Annotated in this window: 20 protein-coding genes and 4 tRNA genes; 14 read left to right on the plus strand and 10 right to left on the minus strand. The window is 63.8% G+C overall.

Annotation, left to right across the window (positions count from 1 at the left end):
* Positions 1-42: 42 nt before the first annotated feature.
* On the minus strand, positions 43-1,359 hold the full coding sequence (gene egtB, locus YH64_RS15850; RefSeq protein WP_046805508.1) for an ergothioneine biosynthesis protein EgtB: 1,317 nt from the start codon (positions 1,357-1,359) through the stop codon (positions 43-45).
* 35 nt (positions 1,360-1,394) lie between these two features.
* Positions 1,395-2,372, minus strand: a complete 978-nt coding sequence (gene egtD / locus YH64_RS15855) for an L-histidine N(alpha)-methyltransferase (RefSeq protein WP_046805507.1) — start codon at positions 2,370-2,372, stop codon at positions 1,395-1,397.
* A 343-nt stretch (positions 2,373-2,715) separates the two neighbouring features.
* Between egtD and YH64_RS15860 the strand changes: the two genes are divergently transcribed.
* A complete protein-coding gene (locus YH64_RS15860; protein WP_046805506.1) occupies positions 2,716-3,048 on the plus strand; it encodes a YqjD family protein in 333 nt (110 codons plus the stop codon).
* Positions 3,049-3,060: 12 nt separating this feature from the next.
* The gene (locus YH64_RS15865) at positions 3,061-4,599 is read left to right on the plus strand and encodes a phosphatidylserine/phosphatidylglycerophosphate/cardiolipin synthase family protein (RefSeq protein ID WP_255444508.1); all 1,539 of its coding nucleotides are present in this window, start codon (positions 3,061-3,063) and stop codon (positions 4,597-4,599) included.
* 53 nt (positions 4,600-4,652) lie between these two features.
* Here YH64_RS15865 and YH64_RS15870 read toward each other — a convergent pair whose 3' ends face one another.
* The 5 genes from YH64_RS15870 to YH64_RS15890 all read right to left on the minus strand — a co-directional run bounded on the left by YH64_RS15870 (position 4,653) and on the right by YH64_RS15890 (position 10,958).
* Positions 4,653-6,293: an FMN-binding glutamate synthase family protein gene (locus tag YH64_RS15870; protein ID WP_046805505.1), complete on the minus strand. Its 1,641-nt coding sequence runs from the start codon at positions 6,291-6,293 to the stop codon at positions 4,653-4,655.
* Between the two features lie 115 nt (positions 6,294-6,408).
* On the minus strand, positions 6,409-7,632 hold the full coding sequence (locus tag YH64_RS15875) for a YeeE/YedE family protein (RefSeq protein ID WP_046805504.1): 1,224 nt from the start codon (positions 7,630-7,632) through the stop codon (positions 6,409-6,411).
* Between the two features lie 163 nt (positions 7,633-7,795).
* Positions 7,796-9,076, minus strand: coding sequence for an arsenic transporter (locus YH64_RS15880; RefSeq protein WP_046805557.1), 1,281 nt, complete (start codon positions 9,074-9,076; stop codon positions 7,796-7,798).
* A gap of 9 nt (positions 9,077-9,085) precedes the next feature.
* Complete coding sequence (locus YH64_RS15885) at positions 9,086-10,030, minus strand: AEC family transporter (protein ID WP_046805503.1); 945 nt, start codon at positions 10,028-10,030, stop codon at positions 9,086-9,088.
* A gap of 34 nt (positions 10,031-10,064) precedes the next feature.
* A complete protein-coding gene (locus YH64_RS15890) occupies positions 10,065-10,958 on the minus strand; it encodes a DMT family transporter (RefSeq protein WP_046805556.1) in 894 nt (297 codons plus the stop codon).
* Positions 10,959-11,078: 120 nt separating this feature from the next.
* On the opposite strand from YH64_RS15890, the gene YH64_RS15895 reads away from it, so the two are divergent.
* On the plus strand, positions 11,079-11,522 hold the full coding sequence (locus YH64_RS15895) for a GNAT family N-acetyltransferase (protein WP_046805555.1): 444 nt from the start codon (positions 11,079-11,081) through the stop codon (positions 11,520-11,522).
* A gap of 160 nt (positions 11,523-11,682) precedes the next feature.
* Here the strand turns inward: YH64_RS15895 and YH64_RS15900 are convergent.
* Positions 11,683-11,767: transfer RNA gene (locus tag YH64_RS15900), tRNA-Leu, on the minus strand.
* Positions 11,768-11,928: 161 nt separating this feature from the next.
* On the opposite strand from YH64_RS15900, the gene YH64_RS15905 reads away from it, so the two are divergent.
* A complete protein-coding gene (locus YH64_RS15905) occupies positions 11,929-12,540 on the plus strand; it encodes a tRNA-uridine aminocarboxypropyltransferase (RefSeq protein ID WP_046805502.1) in 612 nt (203 codons plus the stop codon).
* Between the two features lie 257 nt (positions 12,541-12,797).
* Here YH64_RS15905 and YH64_RS15910 read toward each other — a convergent pair.
* Together YH64_RS15910 and YH64_RS15915 are read right to left on the minus strand one after the other, a co-directional pair.
* Positions 12,798-12,882: transfer RNA gene (locus tag YH64_RS15910), tRNA-Leu, on the minus strand.
* 131 nt (positions 12,883-13,013) lie between these two features.
* Positions 13,014-13,098: transfer RNA gene (locus YH64_RS15915), tRNA-Leu, on the minus strand.
* A gap of 274 nt (positions 13,099-13,372) precedes the next feature.
* On the opposite strand from YH64_RS15915, the gene rnr reads away from it, so the two are divergent.
* From rnr to YH64_RS15965, 10 genes are all read left to right on the plus strand, one after another.
* Positions 13,373-15,838, plus strand: coding sequence for a ribonuclease R (gene rnr / locus YH64_RS15920; protein ID WP_046805501.1), 2,466 nt, complete (start codon positions 13,373-13,375; stop codon positions 15,836-15,838).
* A gap of 141 nt (positions 15,839-15,979) precedes the next feature.
* The gene (gene rlmB / locus YH64_RS15925) at positions 15,980-16,717 is read left to right on the plus strand and encodes a 23S rRNA (guanosine(2251)-2'-O)-methyltransferase RlmB (RefSeq protein WP_046805500.1); all 738 of its coding nucleotides are present in this window, start codon (positions 15,980-15,982) and stop codon (positions 16,715-16,717) included.
* Positions 16,718-16,769: 52 nt separating this feature from the next.
* Positions 16,770-18,014 (plus strand): cystathionine gamma-synthase family protein, encoded by a 1,245-nt coding sequence (locus YH64_RS15930; protein ID WP_046805499.1) that lies wholly within the window; start codon positions 16,770-16,772, stop codon positions 18,012-18,014.
* A 20-nt stretch (positions 18,015-18,034) separates the two neighbouring features.
* The gene (locus YH64_RS15935) at positions 18,035-18,715 is read left to right on the plus strand and encodes a Fe2+-dependent dioxygenase (RefSeq protein WP_046805498.1); all 681 of its coding nucleotides are present in this window, start codon (positions 18,035-18,037) and stop codon (positions 18,713-18,715) included.
* A 359-nt stretch (positions 18,716-19,074) separates the two neighbouring features.
* The gene (locus YH64_RS15940; RefSeq protein ID WP_003812968.1) at positions 19,075-19,347 is read left to right on the plus strand and encodes an HU family DNA-binding protein; all 273 of its coding nucleotides are present in this window, start codon (positions 19,075-19,077) and stop codon (positions 19,345-19,347) included.
* Positions 19,348-19,516: 169 nt separating this feature from the next.
* Positions 19,517-19,592 (plus strand) — tRNA-Val (locus YH64_RS15945).
* A 374-nt stretch (positions 19,593-19,966) separates the two neighbouring features.
* Complete coding sequence (locus tag YH64_RS15950) at positions 19,967-20,767, plus strand: energy transducer TonB (RefSeq protein ID WP_104143265.1); 801 nt, start codon at positions 19,967-19,969, stop codon at positions 20,765-20,767.
* A gap of 1 nt (position 20,768) precedes the next feature.
* Positions 20,769-21,707 (plus strand): MotA/TolQ/ExbB proton channel family protein, encoded by a 939-nt coding sequence (locus YH64_RS15955; protein WP_046805497.1) that lies wholly within the window; start codon positions 20,769-20,771, stop codon positions 21,705-21,707.
* Entirely contained in the window at positions 21,707-22,204 is a 498-nt protein-coding gene (locus YH64_RS15960; protein ID WP_046805496.1) for a biopolymer transporter ExbD, read from the plus strand. The genes YH64_RS15955 and YH64_RS15960 overlap by 1 nt, the downstream gene beginning before the upstream one ends.
* Positions 22,205-22,269: 65 nt before the next feature.
* Entirely contained in the window at positions 22,270-22,941 is a 672-nt protein-coding gene (locus tag YH64_RS15965) for a response regulator transcription factor (protein ID WP_006218435.1), read from the plus strand.
* Positions 22,942-23,093: the final 152 nt, after the last annotated feature.

The following is a 23,093-nucleotide window of genomic DNA, read 5'->3' on the forward strand; positions in this document are numbered from 1 at the left end:
TCGCGTGCAAGCGGGCGGCAAGCGAAAAATCAGCGTGCCTTTTCACGCATCCCTGGCCAGCCGAATGCCCGAAAATTGCCAGCGCGCTTCCGGTGGAAAAAAGTTGCGGTAGCTGGCCCGGACATGGTCGCGCGGCGTCACGCACGAGCCGCCGCGCAACACGTATTGGTTGCACATGAACTTGCCGTTGTATTCGCCCACCGCGCCTGCGTCGGGCTTGTAGCCGGGATAGGCGTCGTACGAACTTGCCGTCCATTCCCAGGCGTCGCCAAACAGCTGGACCGGTCCGCCGGACGCATTGCGCGCGGGCGCGGGACGCGGGTCCAGGTGGCCGTTTTCCAGCATGTTGGCGCGGCCGGGAAACACGGGGTCGGTCTGCTGGCGCGCGGCGTGTTCCCATTCCGCTTCGCGCGGCAAGCGCACCCGGGTCCAGCGCGCATAGGCATCGGCTTCGTAGTAGCTGACGTGCGTGACGGGCGCCTGCAATTCCACTTCCCGCAGGCCGCGTAGCGTGAAGACCTGCCAGTCGTCGCGTTGGCCTTGCCAATAAAGCGGCGCGCGCCAGCCCTCGGCGCACACGCGGTCCCAACCTGCCGACAGCCACAGTTCGGGCCGCTTGTAGCCGCCGTCGCGGATGAATTCCAGGAACTCGTGTTGGGTGACCAGGCGGTCGGCCAGGTAGTAAGGCCCCAGCAGCACCTCATGCGCCGGGCCTTCATTGTCAAAACCAAAACCTCGGCCGTCGTGGCCAATGCGCGTGATGCCGCCGCCATAGCGCGTCCACCCGGCCGGCGTGGCCGGTGGCAGTGCGGGCGAGCCCGGCGCCACGTACGCGGGCTTGAGGGGATTGAAGGACAGCATGTGCTTGAGGTCGGTCAGGATCAATTCCTGATGTTGCTGTTCATGGTTCAAGCCCAGTTCAAGCAGGGCATCAAACGCAGGATCATTGCCGCCCAGCCGCGAAATCAGGTCGTGCATGGCCGCGTCGACATGCTGCCGATATTGCTGGACCTCGGACAGGGCAGGGCGCGACAACAGCCCCCGCTGCGGTCGCGGATGCTTGGCGCCGATGGCGTTGTAGTAGGAATTGAACAGCATCCGGTACTGCGGGTGAAACACGCTGTAGGCCGGGTGGAAATGCGTCAGCAGGAAGGTCTCGAAAAACCAGGTGGTGTGCGCCAGGTGCCACTTGACGGGGCTACAGTCCGGCATGGACTGCACCTGGCAGTCTTCAGGACTGAGCGGCGCTGCAAGCGCGGTGCTGGTGGACCGCACCGCGTCGTAGCGGTCATGCTGGCCGGCCTGCCCGCTTGCGTAGGGTCCGGTGGCGGGGTGAGTCAGCAGGCAGGCAGGTTCCATGGCGATCCTCCAGTGGCGTTGATGAACTGCCCGCGTCATGCACGGGCGCTGAAAACCGAGAACCAGCCGCGCGAATCCGACCAGTGGGCAATGTCGCCAAAGCCGGCGCGTTGCAGCAGGTCCGAGAACGCTTGCGGCGTGAACTTGTAGGAATTTTCGGTATGGATGCGTTCGCCTTCGCGAAATTCGCGCTGGCCCCCGGGCCACGACACGCGCACCGCGCGTAGCGCTTCAAGATGCATTTCCACACGGGACCGGGCGCTGTTGAACAAGGCGACGTGGCGCCAGTCGGCCACGTCGAAATCGCTGTCCAGCACGTTGTTCACGTGCCGCAGCAAGTTCAGATTGAACGCCGCGGTCAGGTGTAGTGCATCGTCATAGGCAGGCTCAAGCACCTGCTTGGGCTTGACCCGGTCTACCCCCACCAGCAGTCCGCCACCGGCGCATTGCGCGCGGATGCGCTTGAGCATGGCAAGCGCACTGTCCGGATTCAGGTTGCCAATGCTGGAACCGGGGTAGAAGAACAGGCGCTGCGCTGGCGGAACGCCCGCCGGCAACGCAAGAATTTGTGAGAAATCCTGGCCCACCGGAGTCACTTCCAGGTCGGGGTACGACAAGCGCAGGCGTTCCACGGCGGCTTGAAGATAATCGGCCGAGATATCGATGGGGATGTAGTGCTGGGGGCGTAAGCGCGCGAACAGGCGCTCGGCCTTGACGCAATCGCCCGCGCCCAGATCGATCATCGACTGCACCGGCCCGATGTGGCGTGCGATGTCGTGGGCGTGATTCTGAAAAATCTCGGCTTCGCAGCGCGTGGGGTAGTACTCGGGCAATTGGGTAATGGCCGTGAACAGCGACGAACCCAGCGCGTCGTACAGAAACTTGGGATCGATATGCGCCGGATCATCCAGCAGGCCGTCCCGCAGCTCTGCCTGTTCGGGACGGGGGGCCTGGGCCTCGTGCGCCACGAAAGACGGCGCTGCGGGGGCAAGCATTGCGGAAGGGGAAACCATGCGTTCATTCCTTTTTTGAGGCAGTTGAAGCGCATTGCAAGGGGGTTATTGTGGCGGCCAGGGGGGCTGCGGTGTCAAGCGCTAAGCCGCTGAATGCAATGGACTTTTACGAAATCGAAGCAGCGGGCCGAACCAGGGATGCCGCCCGCCCGGCGCTTCGCGGTAGCCCTACAGCAAGTTTCGGGCCGCTGAAATATCGGATTACGGCTGGTTGCGAAAGCTGGAGCGGCGCCGCCAAATGATCGGCACAATGGGGACATGGTCAACGGGGTGGCGTCGTTGACGTTGCGGCAACGCGGCGTGGATCTCCCCCCTTGCGACCCCAATCTTCAAAGGAGCGACTATGAATCGAAAGCACCAACGCGCCGAGATGGCTCTGCACCGTGACCGGGTCAACGACAGCTTCCGCGATCTGCTCTCTGGAACCGAAGACCTCTTGCGTTCGACGGCTTCTTATACGGGCTCCGAGATTGAATCCGCCCGTGCTCGGCTGAAGTCGCAACTTGCCGAAGCGCGCCACCATGCGGGTGATTGGGAAGGCGCGGCACGCGAACGTGCTTACCGCGCCAAGGCCTACGCCGATGAATACGTGCACGAACATGCCTGGAAGTCGGTGGGCGTGGCGGCATTGGTGGGCGCCTTGCTGGGCTGCCTGGTGGCCAGCGGCCGGCGTTAAGCCGAAGTCGCCATGAGACCACCACCGGCCTTGGGCCGGGTAGTACGCGCGCCGGGCGCGCCTTCGTGGCTGCCCGGCGCGCGTCGTTGGGCGCACGCATTGGTGCTGGCGTGCGCGGCCACGCTGCTGGCGGCCTGCGCCCGCGTGCCGGACGCCGATGAACGCCAGGCCCGTAAAGTACAGGCGGGGCTGTCCGCCGAGGCCGCACGCGAAAGCTACCGGCGCGGGCAAGGCATTGTTGCCGACCCCAACACGCCGAAGGATGATTTCCTGGCGCGTCACCTGGCGGTCGAGCAAGCCGTCAGCGGCGCGCCTCTGTCGCCCGGCAATCAGGTCAAGTTGCTGGCCGACGGGCCCACGACCTATCAAGCGATGCTGAAATCCATTGCACAGGCGCGCCGCTATGTGCACATGGAGACCTATATTTTTGAAGACGATGCCGAAGGAGCGCGCTTTGCCGAGGCGCTTATCGCCGCGCGCAATCGCGGCGCCGAAGTGTCTTTGATGGTCGACGCGGTGGGCACCATCAAGACGCCCGACGCCTTGTTTCAACGCTTGCGCGACGCAGGCGTTCAGGTGGCGGTGTTCAACCCCGTCAACCCGGTTGCCGCGCGCGCGGGGTGGTCACCGAACCAGCGTAATCACCGCAAGGTGCTGGTGGTTGACGGCAAGGTCGGCTACCTGGGCGGCATCAATGTCAGCAGCGTTTATGAGTCGTCGCCGGGGTCGGCCTCGGGCTCGACCCCCGGGTCGGGTGGTAAATCCAGTGGCGGCTCGGGCAGCGGCGCGGGCAAAGAGGCTGATGCCAAGCCGGACGATGAAAAACAAGACGGCCCGAAGGCCAAGGGCGATGCCAAGGCCGCGCCATGGCGCGATACGCACTTGCGCATCGAAGGGCCGGCCGTGGCGCAGCTGGAACAGGTGATTCAGGCGGGGTGGGCGTCGCAATCGGATGAACCGATCAAGGGCGGCGGCACGCATGTCGCGCCGCCGACGGGGTCGACCACCGTGCGCATCCTGGCGAATCAACCCGATCGCAGCGACGGCTATACCGTCTATCTCACGCTGATGTCGGCATTTGAAAGCGCGCAGAAATCCATCCACATCACCATGGCGTACTTCGTGCCCGATCCGGCCTTTATCGACGTGCTGTCGGCGGCCGCGCGGCGCGGTGTCGATGTGGTGTTGGTGTTGCCGGGGTTCAGCGATTCGTCGCTGGTCTTTAACGCCGGCCGCTCGCATTACACCGATCTGCTGGAAGCCGGCGTCAAGCTCTACGAGCGCCGCGATGCCTTGTTGCATGCCAAGACGGCGGTGGTGGACGGCGTCTGGTCCACGGTGGGGTCCAGCAATATGGACTGGCGCAGTTTCGCGCTGAACTACGAGATCAACGCGGTCGTGCTGGGCCCGGAATTCGCCGGCGAAATGGAAGCGCTGTTCCAGCGCGACGTTGCCGATTCCGTGCCCATCACCCCGGAAACCTGGCGGCAGCGGGGGGTGGACGATCGGTTCATGGAGTTCTTTTCGCGGATGTTCGAACGCTGGCTGTAGCGCCCGCGTCCGACCATCCGCCCAAGCTGTCTGAAGCGGTCAGCGCTGCGTGGCTAGGCGCGGTGCTCGGCCAGCGCCGTGGTGATGTCTTGCGTGGGTTGGAACGATTGCGCCTGGGCCATGGCCCAGCCCACGCGAAACACCTGATGCCGGAATTCGCCTCGCAGCAGTTCACCTGGCGCCAACTCCGGAAACAGCGCCGACAACAAACGGATTTCGCTGGACGAGATGCGGCGTGCGATGTGATGCGGGCGCAGTTGGCCCGGGTGCGTCAGGCCCGCCGCCGCCAGAAGCTCGGCCAGCGCATGCAGCGTATTGCGATGAAAGTTGGCCACGCGCTGGGCCTTGTCGGGCACCACCAGCGCGCGCTGGCGCAGCGGGTCTTGTGTGGTGACGCCGGTGGGGCATTTGCCGGTATGGCAGGCCTGAGCCTGGATGCAACCGATGGCGAACATGAAACCGCGCGCCGCATTGCACCAGTCGGCGCCCATCGCCATGACGCGCGCCATGTCGAAGGCCGTAATGATTTTTCCGGATGCGCCGATCTTGATGCGGTCGCGCAGGTTCACGCCGATCAAGGTGTTGTGCACCAGGCGCAGCGCTTCGCGCAGCGGCGTGCCTACGTGGTCCACGAATTCAACCGGCGCCGCGCCCGTGCCGCCTTCCGCGCCGTCCACCACGATGAAATCCGGCGTGATGCCGGTTTCCAGCATGGCCTTGACGATGGCGAACCATTCCCAAGGGTGGCCCACGCAGAACTTGAATCCTACCGGTTTGCCGCCCGACAGTTCTCGTAGCCGCGCCACGAATTTCATCAAGCCGATAGGCGTGTCGAAAGCCGAATGGCTGGCTGGGGAATTGCAATCCTGCCACGCGGCCACGCCGCGCGCTTCGGCGATTTCCGGGGTGACCTTGCCGGCGGGCAAGATACCGCCATGGCCGGGCTTGGCGCCCTGCGACAGCTTGATTTCAATCATCTTCACCTGCGGCGTACAGGCGTTCTTGATAAAAGCTTCTTCGGAGAATGCCCCTTGTTCGTCGCGGCATCCGAAGTAACCCGACCCGATGTTCCACACCAGGCTGCCCCCCGGCTGGCGGTGGTAGCGGCTGATGCCGCCTTCGCCAGTGTCGTGCGCAAAATCCCCTTGGCGCGCGCCTTCGTTCAATGCCAGCACGGCGTTGGCCGACAGCGCGCCAAAGCTCATGGCCGACACGTTGAAGGCAGACATCGAATAGGGCTGCGTGCAGTCCGGGCCGCCCACCGTGACACGAAAGTCCGTGTCATTGATGTGCGAGGGCGACATGGAATGGTTGATCCATTCGTAGCGGTCGCCGTACACGTCTTCCTGCGTGCCGAAGGGGCGCTTGTCGATTTCGCGCTTGGCGCGCTGATAAACAATGGAACGTTGCGCGCGCGAGAAGGGCGCGGCCTGCGTGTCGTCTTCCAGGAAATACTGGCGGATCTCGGGTCGGATGAACTCGAACAGAAAGCGCAGGTTGCCGATGACGGGATAGTTGCGCCGGATGGCGTGGCGCGTCTGGATCAGGTCGTAGACGCCAAGCGCGCCCAGCATCGCCAGCGGAACGGCGGCCCATAGCCACCACAGTGAATCGGTAGCCGCCAGGAAAGCGGTGACGGCAGCGCCGGCAAGGGTCAATAAAAAGGCCGTGTAACGGCCAAGCATCCAGCTCATGTTCTCTCCGGGGTGCGCAAGTGACGCCACCATACACCAGCCGGCGCGGTCGAAAAAAGAAAAGCCCCCTGAAAAGGGGGCGATGCGTGGAACACAGTTTTTCAGCAGCGGGCCGTCAGCAGCTGGAAGCCGGGGGCGTTTTCTCGACGGCCAGGCCGAAGGCGGGGCGCAAGCGCACGCCCAGCGCGCTGCCCGCGAAGGCGGCCGGCAGCCACAGCCAGGCATGCAGGCTGCCCGACAGGATGCCGCTGAAGTACGCGCCGATGTTGCAACCGAAGGCCAAGCGAGCGCCATATCCCAGCAACAGGCCGCCGATGACGGCGCCGGCCAGCGAGCGTGCGGGCACCTTCCAGACGGGGGCGAATTTACCGGCGGCGCTGGCGGCGGCCAGGGCGCCCAGCATCAGGCCGATGTCCATGACGGTGGTGACGTCCTGGCGCAACGGCGCGCCCAGCGAAGGCTGCTTGCTCCAGTACGTCCAGCTGGCCACATCGCCGCTGACGGCGTTCAAGGCTTTGGCGCCCCACAAGGCAAAGGCGGATGTGATGCCCCAGGGGCGGCCTGCCAGCGCCAGCGTGGCGAAGTTCAACACGACCAGCGCAACGCCGCCCCAGATCAGCGGCCACGGGCCTTGCAGCAGGGAAACGGGGCGCGCGGTGCGCGAGGCAAAGGAAATCACGTGGCCGTGGCGACGCTTTTCAAGCGCGGTGGTACCCCAGGCGATCAAGGCAAAAACCACCAGGTTGGCAATCAACGCGGGCGCCAGGCCCCAGGTCTTGATCAACGATGTGGGCGCCAAGGCGGGCAGCGTCGACCACCAGCTGAAATTGGCCGTGGCAACGACCGAGCCCACAATGAAGAACAGCAGCGTGACCAGCATGCGCGTGTTGCCGCCGCCCACGGCGAACAGCGTGCCCGACGCGCAACCGCCGCCCAGCTGCATGCCGATGCCGAACAGGAACGCGCCCAGCACCACGGACACGCCCGGGGGCGATACGAAGCCGGTGACGGGTTGGCCGAACAGCGTGCCGGCGGCCAGGAACGGGAAGAACAGCAGCACGCCCACGCCCAGCATCAGCATCTGCGCGCGCAGGCCCGCGCCGCGGCGGTCGGACACGAACACGCGCCAGGCCTGCGTAAAGCCGAAAGATGCGTGATACAGCGTGACGCCCAGCAGAGCGCCAATCACCCAGAGCGCACCCTGGCGCCAGCTCACGGTTTGAAGCAGATAGAGCGCGCCGGCCAGCAACAGCAGCAGCGCAATCCACAAGGGCTTGCGGTTGATGTGCAGTGGCGGCAGGGCCGAGGGCAGGGGCAAGGTCGAGGCGTTGGAACTCATGGGGCATCCCGGTGGGATTGAATTGGTTCAAAGCAAACGGGCGCGTGTAGGGGCGCCCGTGGAGATGCTTGGAAGTTTACGGCGGCGGTTTAATGGCTCAAACCATCTATTTGTGCTTGCGTAATAACTAAAAGTTATTAAAGGCAGGGGGGCAGTCGCCGCGCTATTGCAGCCGCCACACCAGCGCGGCCAGCGTCAGCAGCAGCACCGGCAACGTCAGCACAATGCCCACCTTGAAGTAATAGCCCCACGTGATCCGCAGCCCTTTGCGCGCCAGCACATGAAGCCAGAGCAGCGTCGCCAGGCTGCCGATCGGCGTGATTTTCGGCCCCAGGTCGCTGCCGATGATGTTGGCGTAGATCATGGCGTCTTTGAGCGGCCCGGTGGCGCTGGTGTCCGCAATGGACAGCGCGCCCACCAGCACCGTGGGCAGGTTGTTCATGACGGACGACAGGAACGCGGTGATCAGGCCCGTGCCCATCGCCGCGCCCCACAGTCCGTATTCGGCGCAGCGGTCCAGCACCTGCGCCAGGTGCGCGGTCAGGCCGGCGTTGCGCAGGCCGTAGACGACCAGGTACATGCCCAAGGAAAAAATCACGATGTGCCAGGGCGCCTCGCGCATGATCTTGCGCGTGCCGACGATGTGCTGGCGGCCGGCGATGACCAGCAGGCCCAACGCACCGGCCGCGGCGATGGCGCTGACCGGAATGCCCATGGGCTCCAGCACGAAGAAGCCGGCAAGCAGCAAGGCCAGCACGACCCAGCCGGCACGAAAGGTGATGGGGTCGCGAATGGCGGACGCCGGGCTCGGCAATTGGCTGACGTCGTAGCGCGGCGGAATGCTCTTGCGGAAAAACAGCAGCAGCACGACCAGCGTGGAGCCCACGGCCATCAGGTTGACGGGCAGCATCACCGACGCATATTCGCCAAAGCCGATGCCGAAGAAATCGGCCGACACGATGTTCACCAGATTCGAGACAATGAGCGCGATGCTGCCCGTGTCGGCAATAAACCCCGCCGCCATCACAAAGGCCAGTGACGCGCCCGGCCCGAAGCCCAGCGCAAGCAGCATTTCCATGACGATAGGCGTCAGGATCAGCGCTGCGCCGTCATTGGCGAACAGCGCCGACACCGCCGCGCCCAGCAGCACGATCAACACAAACAGCAGCCGTCCGCGCCCGCCGCCCCAACGCGCGACGTGCAAGGCCGACCATTCAAAGAAGCCGGCTTCGTCCAGGATCAGGCTGGTGACGATGATGGCGATAAAGGTGGCGGTGGCGTTCCAGACAATGCGCCAGACGTCCGCGATGTCGGCCAGGTGCACCACGCCCGTGGCCAGCGCCAGGCCAGCGCCGATGACGGCGCTCCAGCCTATGGACAAGCCTCTCGGCTGCCAGATGACCAGCGTGATGGTAAGAATGAAGATGGCGGCGGCAAGCAGCATGACGATCAATCAAGAAATGGGGTGGGCACTGATCCACGCGACCAGCAGGCTGACGGTCAACACGGAGGCGACGGTGGAAACCAGGATGGCGCGCGAAGTCAGGCGGGCATCGCGCCCGTACATCTTGGCCAGCATGAAGGGGCCGGTGCCGATGGGCAGCGCGCTCATCAGCACGGCCGTCCATGCCCACAGCGGTGGCATCGAAAAAACGTAAAAGGCCAGCACCGCGGTGACGGCCGGTTGCAGCAACAACTTCCCGGTCACCAGGCGCAGCACGCCGGGGCCGGCGGTGGCGGTTTCAGTCTGCGCCAGGAACAGGCCGATGGTGACCAGCGCGCAGGGGCTGGCGGACGCGCCCAGCAGCGCGACGTAGCGGTCCATGCCTTCGGGCAGGGTCAGCCCGGTGGCGGCCCATGCCAGCCCGAGGACCGGCGCGGCCAGCAAGGGGTTGCGCATCAAGGCGCGGCCTACCTTCAATAGCGTGGCGGCGGGGTTCGGGGCTTGTTGCCGGTCGAATTCGATCAGCGCGATGGCAAAGCCGAACAGCACGCTGGCGGTCAGCAGGGTGGTGAAGGCGGCCGGCGCCAGGCTTTCCGCGCCGAACAGCGCCACGCACAGCGGAATGCCCATGTAGCCGGCATTGGCATACGACGCGGCCAGGCCTTCGATGCTGCGGTCGGTCAGTGCGCGGCGCCCGCCACGGCCGGGCAGGAAAGACACCAGGAAGGTCACGGCGATGCCGCCCGCGAAGGCGGCGACAAAACCCCAATGCGCCATGTGCGTCAGGTCTACCTGCGTCATTGCCCGAAACAGCAGCGCGGGCAGCGACAGGTAGACGACATAGCGGTTCAGCGCGTCGGTGGCGCCGGGTCCCAGCACCTTGCCGCGGGCGGCCAGCCAGCCGGTCAGGATCAGCGCAAAGACCGGCAGGGCGGCGGTAATGACGGCGTTCATCGGTGGTGATGGGGGCGTGGGCGCGGGAAGGCGCTCATTCTACTTGGCGCGGGCGCGGGTTGCGGGTGACCAGCAGGATGCCAAGGGCGGCCAGCGCCATGCCGGGCCACGCCAACATGGGTATCGGTTCGCCCAGGGCCATCAACGCAAACACGGCGGTGCAAGGCGGCACCATGAAGAAAAGGGCGGACACGCGGGACGCTTCACCGTGGCGGATCATGGTCAACAACAAGGTGATGGCCACCAGCGAATTGCCCACTACGAGATAAACCAGCGCGGCAAGCAGCGGACCGGTCCATTCGATGCGCATGGGTTCCAGCCAGAATGCCAGCGGCGCGGTCACTGCCAGGCCGACGGCGTATTGCAGCAGGTTGGACGTGACCGGATGCGTGGCCACGCCAAAACGCTTTTCGTAAAGCGTGCCGCTGGTGATGCAAAGCAGCGCGCCAACGGCGAACAGCAGCCCCAGTGGCGCCAGCACGTCGATGGATGCCTTGGCCACGATCACCAGCACAGCGCCCGCCACGCCCAGCCCCAGCCCGGCCCAGCGCCGCGCGTCGACGCGCTCGTGAGCGATCAATGGGGCCAGCAGGCCGATCAGGATGGGTTGCAATGACGCGATCAGGGCCAGCCCGCCGGCTGACATGCCCAGTTTCAGCGATAGATAGGTGCAGCAGAAATAGCCGGCTTGCAGCAGCAGGCCCACCATCGCCAGATGCCCCCAGGCGCGCGCGCCACGGGGCAGGGCGGGACGCAGCACCAGCATGAACGGCGCCAGGATCAGCACCACGCAGGCGTAGCGCACGGCCAGGAACGTCAGCGGGTCGGCATAGGCCAGACCGATTTTCAACACGACGAAACCGCTGGACCACAGCAACAGGAAAAGCGCGGGAGCGGCTTTCAACCAGGGCGGAGCGGCGGGTGTCATGTTGGATGCGGGCAACGGGGGCAAGCCGCGATCGTACCCCTTTTCGTGCCGGTATCATTCCCGCTTGAGAATGCGGCGTAGGATATTTATTGTTGATTGCCGCTCGCGAGGGAAATGAAGATGTCGACCCAAAAAAAATCAGCGGTGCGTATTGCATTGGGCACCTGGGACCGGCTGCGCGAAGACGCCAGTGCGGTTCGCTACGAGGTATTCGTCGTCGAGCAAAAGGTGCCGCCCGAGGTCGAACTGGATGACGACGACGCGCTATCGGTGCACGCCGTGGCGTACGGGCCGGACGGCACGCCAATGGGTACGGGGCGCTTGCTGCCCGACGGGCACATCGGCCGCATGGCCGTGCAGAAGCGGGCGCGCGGCATGGGCGTGGGCGGGCTGTTGCTGGATGCCCTGATCGAGCAGGGCCATGGCGATGGCCACCGCATGCTGGTGTTGCATGCGCAGACGCATGCCGCCGGCTTCTATCAGGCGCACGGCTTTGTCGTCGAAGGCGAGGAGTTCGTGGAAGCTGGAATTCCGCACGTCGTGATGACGCGCGAGCTGAAGTAGTGCGGCGCATAATGCCGTGCGTATTGCCGGGAGTATTGCCGCGAGTATTGCCGTGCGTATTGTCTCGACGCCGGCCGCATGCAAAAGAAAAAACCCCGGTCGTTTTCACGATCGGGGTTTTTCTTGGCGCATCACGACAGGTACCTCGTGATGTAATAATTGGTGCCCAGGAGAGGACTCGAACCTCCACACCTTGCGGCACACGGACCTGAACCGTGCGCGTCTACCAATTCCGCCACCTGGGCGCTGATGCTTCACGTGTTGCGTCGCTTGCGCGTCGTTTCTTGTTCAGCAGCAGAGAAGCGAGATTATGCACACTTTCTTTTGCGTGTGCAAGCCGGTGTCCTGCCTTTTTTTCACTTTTTCGCGCGCCTGGCTTTGGCGGCTTTCGCTATAGTGTCGCCCCATGTCACGTACCCTTTGCACGCGCTGCCTGCGTCCGGAATCCCATTGCCTGTGCGCGCTGATTCCTTCCTTGTCATGCCGCACCCGCGTCGTGGTGCTTCAACATCCAAGCGAAGCGCGCCACGCCTTGAACACGGCCCGGCTGGCCGTGCTGGGCTTGGTCGGCGCGCGCCGCGTGGTGGGCGAACGTTTTACGACCAGCGATTGGGCTGAGCCCGGCTACACGCCGCGTCTATTGTTTCCGGGGCCGGCCGCCGACGTCCTGACTCCCGGTTATGGGCGTGACCTGGACCTGCCGATTCAACTGATCGTGCCGGACGGCACGTGGGGCCACGCGCGCAAGCTGTTGCATATCAACCCCGAACTGGCTGCGCTGCCGCGAGTGATGTTGCCAGCCGGCTTGGTGACCCGCTATCGCGTTCGTCATGCCGATATCCCCGGTGCGCTGTCGACAATCGAAGCGGTCACGCATGCCTTGAGCGCCATTGAAGCGCCCATGAACGTCGATGCCTTGTTGCGTCCCTTCGAGGCGCTGATCGACGGACAGATCGAGGGCATGGGTGAAGATCTGTACGCCCGCCATCATTTGCAGCGCAAGGTGCCGTGGCGCTAAGCGGGCGCGGTATGAAAAAGGGTAGGGGATTAATACCGCGAAGCTGGCATATCGGCGTGGCGATTAACAAGCTAAACCGGCCACGTCGGCGCCCGGAAACATAAAGCCGAACCAAAATGAAATGGCCCGGCGTGCAGTTAAATCGGCGACAAGTAAAAACACCGACAACAAAGCAAAAGCCCCGAATATCTTCCGATGTTCGGGGCTTTCTGTCTTGCTATCGAATCCGCGCAACGCGGCTTCGTCATCTATGCGGGTGGTGCCCAGGAGAGGACTCGAACCTCCACACCTTTCGGCACACGGACCTGAACCGTGCGCGTCTACCAATTCCGCCACCTGGGCACTGTAAGAGCCATGAGCTCTAGCAGGTTTACTGCAAGGACTGCTGATACTGCTTTGGCAGTCTTTACTGCATTTTTACTATCCAACTTGTTCGCGACCGTAGTCGGCAAGCAAGTCCGATTTAAATTCCGTGGTGCCCAGGAGAGGACTCGAACCTCCACACCTTGCGGCACACGGACCTGAACCGTGCGCGTCTACCAATTCCGCCACCTGGGCACTGAGACATGCTTGTCAGAACACTGTGATACGCTGCCGCTCTAGTTGCATTGTTTTAGCTCTGCTTTATTAAGCGCGTACGTTGTTTTCAACATACTGACTTAACCAAAACTTAACTAAAACATGCGTCCTGAGCGCACTTGGTTTTACAATGGGTCTTTCGACCTGGGGTTAGCAACCGCTTTGGTTTTCAACCCCTTCTGACCATTTCTGCTTCAGTGTTCAGCCTTGGGCGAACCACAGAAGCTGCGCATTATATACGGAACTTTCAGCTTTGGCAAAACGATCGAATAACGAATCGAAAAACAACAGATCAACACCCTTGCCCGAAGCGCCGCCGGACTTCGATCCCGATGTCCCGTCCCGTGAAGCCATCCTGACCGCACTGCGAGCCGCGGGCTCGCCGTTGTCTCCGGTGGAACTGGCCGAACGCATGGGCGTTGAGCGAGCCGCGACGATGGTGGGTTTCGAGCGCCGCCTGGGCGCCATGGAACGCGACGGCCAGTTGATGCCCAATCGCAAGGGCGTTTTGTTGCTGGCGACCAAATTGGATTTTGTCGCCGGCAAGGTGCTGGGTCACCGTGACGGGTTCGGTTTCCTGCTGCGTGATGACGGCGGCCCCGACCTGTTCCTGTCGCCGCGCGAAATGCTCAAGGTCCTGCATGGCGACCGCGTGCTGGTCAAGCCCACGGGCGAATACCGTGGCAAGCCCGAAGGCACCATCGTTGAAGTCATTGAACGCCGCACCAATAAGCTGGTGGGGCGTTTTCTGCACGAGCATGGCCTGTCCATCGTCGTGCCCGAAGATCAACGCATCAAGCACGACATCCTGATTCCGCCCAGCGACACCAACGGCGCCCAGCATGGGCAGGTGGTTGCGGTTGAAATCATGGAACAGCCCACGCGCCATACGCAGCCCTTGGGCCGCGTGGCCGAGGTGCTGGGCGAAATCGACGACCCCGGCATGGAAATCGAGATCGCCGTGCGCAAGTTCGACGTGCCCGTCGAATTCTCGGAAGCCGCTCGCAAGCAAGCCGCGCGCATCCCCGATACTGTCCGCAAAACCGACTTGAAAGACCGCGTCGACCTGCGCGACGTGCCGCTGATCACCATCGACGGCGAAGACGCGCGCGACTTCGACGATGCGGTGTATTGCGAGCCCGTCGAACTGGGCACCGGCCAGCGCAAGCGTCCAGGCTGGCGCCTGTTGGTCGCCATTGCCGACGTCAGCCATTACGTGCGTCCCGGCGATGCCCTGGACGACGACGCCATCGAGCGCGGCACCAGCGTGTACTTCCCGCGCCGCGTCATCCCGATGCTGCCCGAATCGCTGTCCAACGGCCTGTGCTCGCTGAACCCCGACGTCGACCGCCTGGTGCTGGTCTGCGACATGGTCATTCCGGCCACGGGCGCCAAGGCCGGCACGGTCACCGCCTACCAGTTCTATAACGCGGTGATGCATTCGCATGCCCGCACCACGTACACGAATATCTGGGCCGCCTTGCAGCAGCCGGGCGGCCCCGCCGCCGCGGCCATGCGCAACGTGATGCCGCATGTGCAGCATTTGTACGAACTGTTCCAGCTGCTGGTGCAAGGCCGCAAGAAGCGCGGCGCCATTGATTTCGACACCGTCGAAACCAAGATCGTCTGCAACGAACTGGGTCGTATCGAACAGATCGTGCCGTCCGTGCGCAACGACGCCCACAAGCTCATCGAAGAGTGCATGCTGGCCGCCAACACTTGCGCGGCCGACTTCATGACGCGCAGCAAGCATCCCGGCCTGTACCGCATCCACGAAGGGCCCACGCCGGAACGCCTGCAATCGCTGCGTGAATTCCTGCGCACGATGGGCTTGTCGCTGGGCGGGGGCGACACGCCCACGGCCAAGGACTACGGTGACTTCCTTGACACCGTGCGCGGCCGTCCCGACTACCAGCTGTTGCAGTCGATGTGCCTGCGCTCCATGCAGCAGGCCGTCTACAGCCCTGACAACATGGGCCACTTCGGTTTGGCCTACCCCGGCTACAGCCACTTCACGTCGCCCATTCGCCGCTACCCCGATCTGTTGACCCATCGCGTCATCAAGGCCTTGCTGGCCGGCCAGCGCTATGTGCCCAGCCTGGATGACCACGCGGTCGTCATCGGGCGCACGCAGAAAGAACACGAGCACGCCATCTGGGAAAAGATGGGTCTGGTGTTGTCGGCCACCGAGCGCCGCGCCGACGAAGCATCGCGCGACGTCGAGGCCTGGCTCAAGTGCTGGTTCGTCAAGGAACGCGTGGGCGAAGACTTCAGCGGCACCGTCACCGGCGTGGCCAGCTTCGGTATCTTCGTCACGCTGGATACCTTGCACGTCGAAGGGCTGGTGCACGTGTCTGAACTGGGCGGCGAATACTTCCAGTTCAATGATGGGTTGCATGAGTTGCGCGGTGAGCGCACCGGCATGCGCTACCGCCTGACCGACAAGGTCCAGGTGCAGGTGGCGCGCGTCGACCTCGAAGCGCGCCGCATTGAATTCCGCCTGGTGCAGGGCACCAGCTTCGACGCCTTGCGCAAGGCGGCGGCCCGTGGGCCCGACGAGCCCGTGCGCCGCGTGAAGAAGGCGGCAGCCCCGAAGCCGGCCGCGCTGAAGGGCCAGACCGCCAAGGAACGCCGCGCCGACGCCAAGAAGGCCGGCAAGCCGCCCCGTGCGTCCAAGCGCGCATCGCCCGCCAAAAAGGCGACGCACAAGCGTCATTGACACGCGCTTTGTGACGCCTTTATGGCCCGCCCGCTGTAGGGCGGCGCGGCCATAAGGGGTAACATTGCGCAGATGGCCGGCTTGGTCCGGTGGCCCGCCCCCTCTGGGGCGGGTATTCGTTTATCTAAAGGTATTGCATCTATGGCGTCGACCCAAGTTCTAGCCGGGTTTCACGCGGTTGTCGCGCGGCTGCGCCACGCGCCCGACTCAATCAAGGAAATCTATGTCGAGGCCTCGCGCCGCGACAAGCGCATGCAGACGTTCATCGAGCAGGCCGAAAAGGCGGGCCGCCGCGTGCACCCCGTGCCGATGGAACGCCTGGATGGTCTGTCGCGCGGAACGCGGCACCAGGGCGTGGTCGCCTTGGCCGACGAGCGCCAACTGGCGGTGGATGTGGACGAAGTGCTCGACGTTATCGAGGGCCCGCCGCTGCTGCTGATCCTGGACGGCGTGACCGACCCCCACAATCTGGGCGCCTGCCTGCGCACCGCCGATGCGGCGGGCGTGCATGCCGTGATTGCCCCGCGCGACCGCGCCGTCGGCTTGAACGCCACCGTGCAGCGCGTGGCGTGCGGCGCGGCCGATACCGTGCCTTATCTGATGGTCACGAACCTGGCCCGCACCATGCGCAGCCTGAAAGATCGTGGCGTGTGGCTGGTGGGTACCGACGACCAGGCCACCGACAGCATGCACAAGATTGACGCCCGCCAGCCGATGGCGTGGGTCATGGGCGCCGAAGGCGAGGGCATGCGACGCCTGACCCGCGAAACCTGCGACCAGCTCGTCAACATCCCCATGTTGGGTTCGGTTGAAAGCCTGAACGTCAGCGTGGCCAGCGCCGTGTGCCTGTACGAAACCGTGCGCCAGCGTCAAGCCTGACCTTGTCCGACCCGACTACCTTGTAGCTCTTCCTTTTACGCGTCTGCCCATCATGCACCAGAACGGCTTTACCACCACGATCCTCCATTCCGACCGCCAACAATCCGTCGAGCACGGAGCGGTGCACAAGCCGATGCATCCCTCGTCGGAATTCGCCTACGACGACGCGCGCGAGCTGGCGGCGGTATTCCAGGGCAAGGCGGGCTTTACCTATGCGCGCCAGGGCACGCCCACGACCACGGCGCTGGAAGCCAAGATCAACCACATGGAAGGCGGCAAGGGCACCGTCAGCTTTGCCACCGGCATGGCGGCGTTGTCGGCCATTTTCACGACCTTGCTGCGTCGCGGCGATCATCTGGTGTCCAGCCAGTTTGTGTTCGGCAACACCAACAGCCTGCTTGGCACGCTGCTGGAGTTGGGCGTCGAAATCACCTTCGTCGATGCAACAGACGCCGAGCAAGTGCGCGCCGCGATCCAGCCCAACACGCGCATGGTCTTCACTGAAACGATCGCCAACCCGGGCACGCAAGTGGCCGACCTGGCGGTCATCGGTGAAATCTGCCGCGAGAAAAACCTGGTCTACGTCGTCGACAACACGTTGACGTCGCCGTGGATGTTCCGCCCGTCCACCGTGCATGCATCGCTGGTGATGAATTCGCTGTCGAAGTACATCGGCGGCCACGGCAACGCGCTGGGCGGCGCCGTCACGGATACGGGCCTGTACGACTGGGCCAACTATTCCAACATCTACGACGCTTACCGCAAGGGGGCGTCCACCAGTTGGGGTCTGACCCAGATCAAGAAGAAGGGCTTGCGCGACATGGGCGGCACGTTGGCCGCCGAGCCCGCGCACCGCATCGCCGTGGGCGCTGAAACGCTGGCGCTGCGCATGGCCAAGCACTGCGCCAACGCGCTGGCGCTGGCGCGCTTTCTGGATGAGCATCCTGGTGTGGCCAAGGTTCATTACCCCGGCCTGGCCGGTCACGCGCAGCATGCACGCGCCGCGGCGCTTTTTGGTTCGCGCTTCGGCGGCCTGTTGGGTGTGGAGCTTGCCGAAGGCGTGGACTGCTTCGATTTCCTGAACCGCCTGCGCATCGTGCTGATGGCTACGCACCTGGGTGACACGCGCAGCCTGGCATTGCCCGCCGCGCACACCATCTATTACGAGATGGGCGCCGAGCGCCGCAAACAAATGGGCATCGCGGACAGCCTGATCCGCGTGTCCGTCGGCATCGAAGACGAAGCCGACCTGCTGTTTGATTTCGATCAGGCGCTTAATGGTTGCCTGAAGGGATAATCCGGCAAAGGATCAGGCACATGCTTATACAGATCGCAGATGTATTCACGCCGCAAGAGGCGGCGGATATCCGCCAGCGGCTGGACGCCTCGGATTGGGTGGATGGCAAGATCACGGCGGGCTACCAGTCCGCCGAGGTCAAGCGCAACCGCCAGTTGCCCGAGCAGCATCCGTTGGCGCAAGAGCTGGGCAACCTGATCCTGCAACGGCTGGCCGCCAACAACCTGTTCATGTCGGCCGCCTTGCCGCGCAAGATATTCCCGCCGCTGTTCAATCGCTATGAAGGCGGCGAAGCCTTTGGCTATCACGTCGACAACGCGGTGCGCGGCATCACCGGCACGGCCGAGCGCGTGCGCACTGACTTGTCGGCCACGCTGTTCTTCTCGGACCCTGATTCCTACGATGGCGGCGAGCTTGTCATCGATGACACCTACGGGCCACGCGCCGTGAAGCTGCCCGCGGGGCACATGGTGCTGTATCCCGGCACCAGCCTGCACAAGGTGAATCCGGTGACACGTGGCGCGCGGGTCAGTTCGTTTTTCTGGATGCAGAGCCTGGTGCGCGAAGACAGCCAGCGCGCATTGTTGCTTGACATGGACGTGGCCATCCAGCGTTTGAATCAGGACGTGGCGGGACATGCGTCGATCGTGCAACTGACCGGCATTTATCACAATTTGCTGCGCCGCTGGGCCGATGTTTGATTCAGGCTTGAAGTGATTTTTTTCGGTGTCGCGCAAACCCCGAAATGCGCGTTTTTGTTTATTGCGAAAATGGCTAAAAGCTAGTATTGGCGCGGGTTGTGGTGAGGTTTTTGCTTGACAGCCGCTCTACGCCAAGGCCTAATACACGTCTGCGTCGCTGACGGTTTGAAGGCATTTATGCCATCGAATCCTAAGCGGCGCAGCAGTTTAAAAGTTGTGCTTTGCAGCGCAAGAAAAAAGTCCATCCACTGTCTGTTCGTCGTTTGCCGGGCCTTGCGTTTTGTTGGTGGCGTCCCTGCATGACAGCCATGAACCGCACGGCCTCGCCAGACTCAATACCTTGTGAGGGGTACTCCTGAATGAACAAAACCGAACTCATCGATCACATCGCCAGCAAGGCCGATATCTCCAAGGCTGCCGCCGGCCGTTCGCTCGACGCCCTGATCGGTGCCGTCAAGACCACGCTGAAGAAGGGCGGTACGGTAACGCTGGTTGGCTTTGGCACGTTTGCCGTGTCGGCTCGCGCAGCTCGCACTGGCCGCAACCCGCGTACGGGCGAAACGATCAAGATCAAGAAGGCCAAGGTGCCGAAGTTCCGTCCGGGCAAGGCCCTGAAGGACGCCGTCAACTAATGGACGGCACGGCGATCGCGGGGCATCGGCCCGAAGCGATTTGCCGACAATGACGCGGTCCGGTATACTCCGGCCCGCGTATTGCTTTTGAGTACCCCGAGTTGGCTGCGAGTTAGTCACTGCTTCAAGCGAATCATCGCATTGAGGCGGCGCTGAAAGTGTCAGGATCGGGTGCTTAGCTCAGTTGGTAGAGCGGCGCCCTTACAAGGCGTAGGTCACAGGTTCGACCCCTGTAGCACCCACCAAAAGCCCATGCGTTGCGTTCGCGAATTTGAACGTACTTCTTGCAGATCACCCGCAAAACCCGCACACCTTACCGTGGCGGGTTTTTTGTTTTGGCGTTCTCTGTGTGTGGCGCATGGGCGTGATGCCTGGGCGTGTTCCTGCGCCTGCTCCACGGGCTGCGCCCTTGCGCTGGCGCAAGCTTTCTTGATGCCGTCTTGTGCTTTCTGGTTGAGCCCGGTAGGGCAGTGTTACGCTATTCCAGACGAAATAGGACGTGCGAATCATTCGCATTTAAGATATTATGATCGGCTTGTACCGGCTGGCTCACGCCGCTTTTTTTTGGCGCGCGTTTTCGTCAAGCTGGCCGGATAAGTCAATGCACCCTGGCTGATTCATGCCTAGTTTTCAACGCGGTTGGACTTCTTCTTCGCCGTCTTCATTTGGTATACGCGCTGGCGCCGGTCTGGCGGTTGTCGCCCTACACGCGGCGGTAATCGGGGCCATTTTCATGGCACCCGCGAATCGTCCTGAGCTTGAGGAGCCCGAGGCTGTCATGGTCAGCCTCATCGACGCGCCCGTTCCCCAGGTGGCCAAGGCCGAGCCCACGCCCGAGCCGCCGCAACCCGTCGTGGAACCGCCGCCGCCCGAGCCCGAACCCGTGGTCGAGCCCGACCCTGAGCCCGAACCGGAAATGAAGCCCGAGCCTGAACCGGAACCGGAACCCGTGGTTGAAAAGCCGCCGATGCCGGCCCCCAAGCCCAAGCCGAAGCCCAAACCCAAGCCCCAACCCAAACCGCAGCCCAAGCAGGAAGTCAAACCCGAGACGCCGCCCGTGCAGACGCCGCCCGCCGGCGCCGTGGATGGCGCGCAGGCGACGCAAAGCCCGCAACAAGGCCCGCCGCCCGATCAGCCCGTTTTGGTGTCCAGCATTGAATTCCAGGGCGCGCGCCCCATGCCCAGCTACCCGATGGCCTCGCGCCGCATGCGGGAAGAAGGGCGGGTGCTGGTGCTGGTGGAGATCAACACGCAGGGTCTGGTGGACCGCGCAACGATCGACACGTCCTCGGGCTTTCCGAGGCTGGACGAATCCGCGTTGACCGCGGCTCGCAAGGCCAAGTTCAAGCCCTATACCCGTAACGGCGTGGCCTATCCCGCCAAAGCCAAAATTCCGTTCGATTTCGTAATGAGGAACTGAGATGTCCAACGCACTGCATGGCGCCACCCTGGTGGCGCAGGCGACTACCAGCCCGGCTGCTCCGGCTGCCGCCGCCGCTGCGCCCGCAGCCCAACAAGCCGCCACGACCGGTGCCGGTGTCGTCCAGCAATCGGCTGACGCGCTGCAAAACGCCGCCGCCGCGTTGCCGCCGACCGCGCCCATCGCGACCCCCGACATGGGCTTTCTGCACTTTGTCGCGCAGAGCGACTTCGTGGGCAAGAGCCTGTTCATCATCCTGATCCTGATGTCGCTGGTGACCTGGTACCTGATCCTGGTCAAGGCCGCCAGCAACGTCAGCATGCGCAGGCGTTCGGCCGATTTCCTGAACAAGTTCTGGAACGCCAGCTCGCTGGAGCAGGTCGAGCACGAGATCAGCACGCACGGCGCGCGCGATCCGTTCTCGCACCTGGCCAGCCACGCGATGCACGCGCAGGCGCACCACAACAAGTTCGGCGCGACCAAGCTGGAAGAGTCCGGCAGCAATTCCGACTTCGTCACGCGCACGATGCGCAAGGTGATCGACGAAGAAACCGCCAAGCTGGAAAACGGCCTGACGGTGTTGGCCTCGGTGGGTTCCACGGCGCCGTTCGTCGGCCTGTTCGGTACGGTGTGGGGCGTGTACCACGCGCTGGTCGGCATCGGCTTGTCCGACGGCGTGACCATCAACCGCATCGCCGGCCCCGTGGGCGAAGCGCTGATCATGACGGGCCTGGGTCTGGCCGTGGCCATTCCCGCCGTGCTGGCGTACAACACGTTTGTGCGCAACAACCGCGTGTTCCTGTCGCGCCTGGACGCCTTTGCGCACGACCTGTTCGCGTTCCTGACCACCGGCCAGCAGGTTGCGCTGTCCGACGGCAAGGTCCGCGCCTTGCGCCGCCAGAACGGTAACGGCGCCGCGGTTCAACGCGGGAGCGAATAATGGCTTTTGGCAGCTTCGAGGGAAAAGGATCCGGCAGCCATACGGTTTCCGAGATCAACATGGTGCCCCTGATCGACGTCATGCTGGTGCTGTTGGTGATCTTCATCATCACGGCGCCGCTGCTGGCGCACTCGATCAAGATCAACATGCCCCAGGTGGCAGCCGAGCAGATCGAAGAAGAACCCAAGACGGTCGACCTGGCGATTGACGCCAGCGGCGCATTGTTCTGGGACGAAAAGCCGGTCAATATCGATGACCTGCCCAACCGCTTCAAGTCGATCGCCGGCACCAAGCCGCAACCCGAAATCCGCATTCGCGCCGATCAGAACACGCGCTACGAAACCCTGGCCAAGGTCATGGCCTCGGCGCGCCGTTCGGGCATGTCGCGCATCGGCTTTGTCACGACGCCGCCTTCGGGGGGTGCCGCAGCGGGCGGCCAGGCACCTGCCGCGGGCCCCGCAACCCCGGCTCCCGCCGGGGCGCCGTCCGGCCGGTGAACGAATCCCACGGAAGGGGGCGCATTTCGCGCCCCTTTTTTTTCGGATCGCGCTAGAATCGCGGCATGCGAGTTCTGGTAATCGAAGACGACACCACCCTGGGCCATGCGCTCCAGGAATTCCTGGCCGACCAGGGTTATGCGGTCGACTGGCTGACGGAAGGCGACCGAGTCCTGGGCGCCCTGGCTGGCCAGCCGTATGACCTGATGCTGCTCGACCTGAACCTTCCCGGCATGAGCGGGCTTGATGTGCTGCGGCAATTGCGCCAAGACGGCAATCAGGTTCCGGTCCTGATCCTTACCGCGCGCGACGGCATCGAAGACCGCGTTGCGGGCCTGGATGCCGGCGCCGACGATTACGTCACCAAACCCTTTGAACTGCCCGAGCTGGCGGCGCGCGTGCGTGCCTTCGGCCGGCGGCGCGCGGGGCAGGCACAGCCGTTGATCGAAGTCGGCCCCCTGGTGTTCGACACGGTCGGCCGCGAAGTCCGCGCCAATGGCCAGCGCCTGTCGCTGTCGGTGCGCGAACTTTCCGTGCTGGAAATGTTGATGGCCCGCGTGGGCCGCGTCGTCACCAAGCGGCAAATCGTGAATTCGCTGTCCGCCTGGGATGCCGATTTCAGCGAAAACGCCGTCGAAGTCTATGTGTACCGCCTGCGCAAGCGCCTGGAAGGTACGGGCGCCAGCATCCAGACGGTGCGCGGCTTCGGCTACATGCTGGATGTGGAAACGGCCTGACGGCCCGGGCGCCGCCGGTATGCGCCGGCTGCGCTTCTGCATGCACCCAAGCGAGGGTATCGCGTCATGATGCACGATCGCACTCCTTCCGCTCCTACGGCGTCCCGCCCCTTGCTCCCCTCCCGCTCGCTTGCCCGGCATCTGGTCATCCG

The organism is Achromobacter sp. LC458 (assembly GCF_001005835.2).
Lineage (GTDB): Bacteria > Pseudomonadota > Gammaproteobacteria > Burkholderiales > Burkholderiaceae_B > Achromobacter > Achromobacter spanius_B.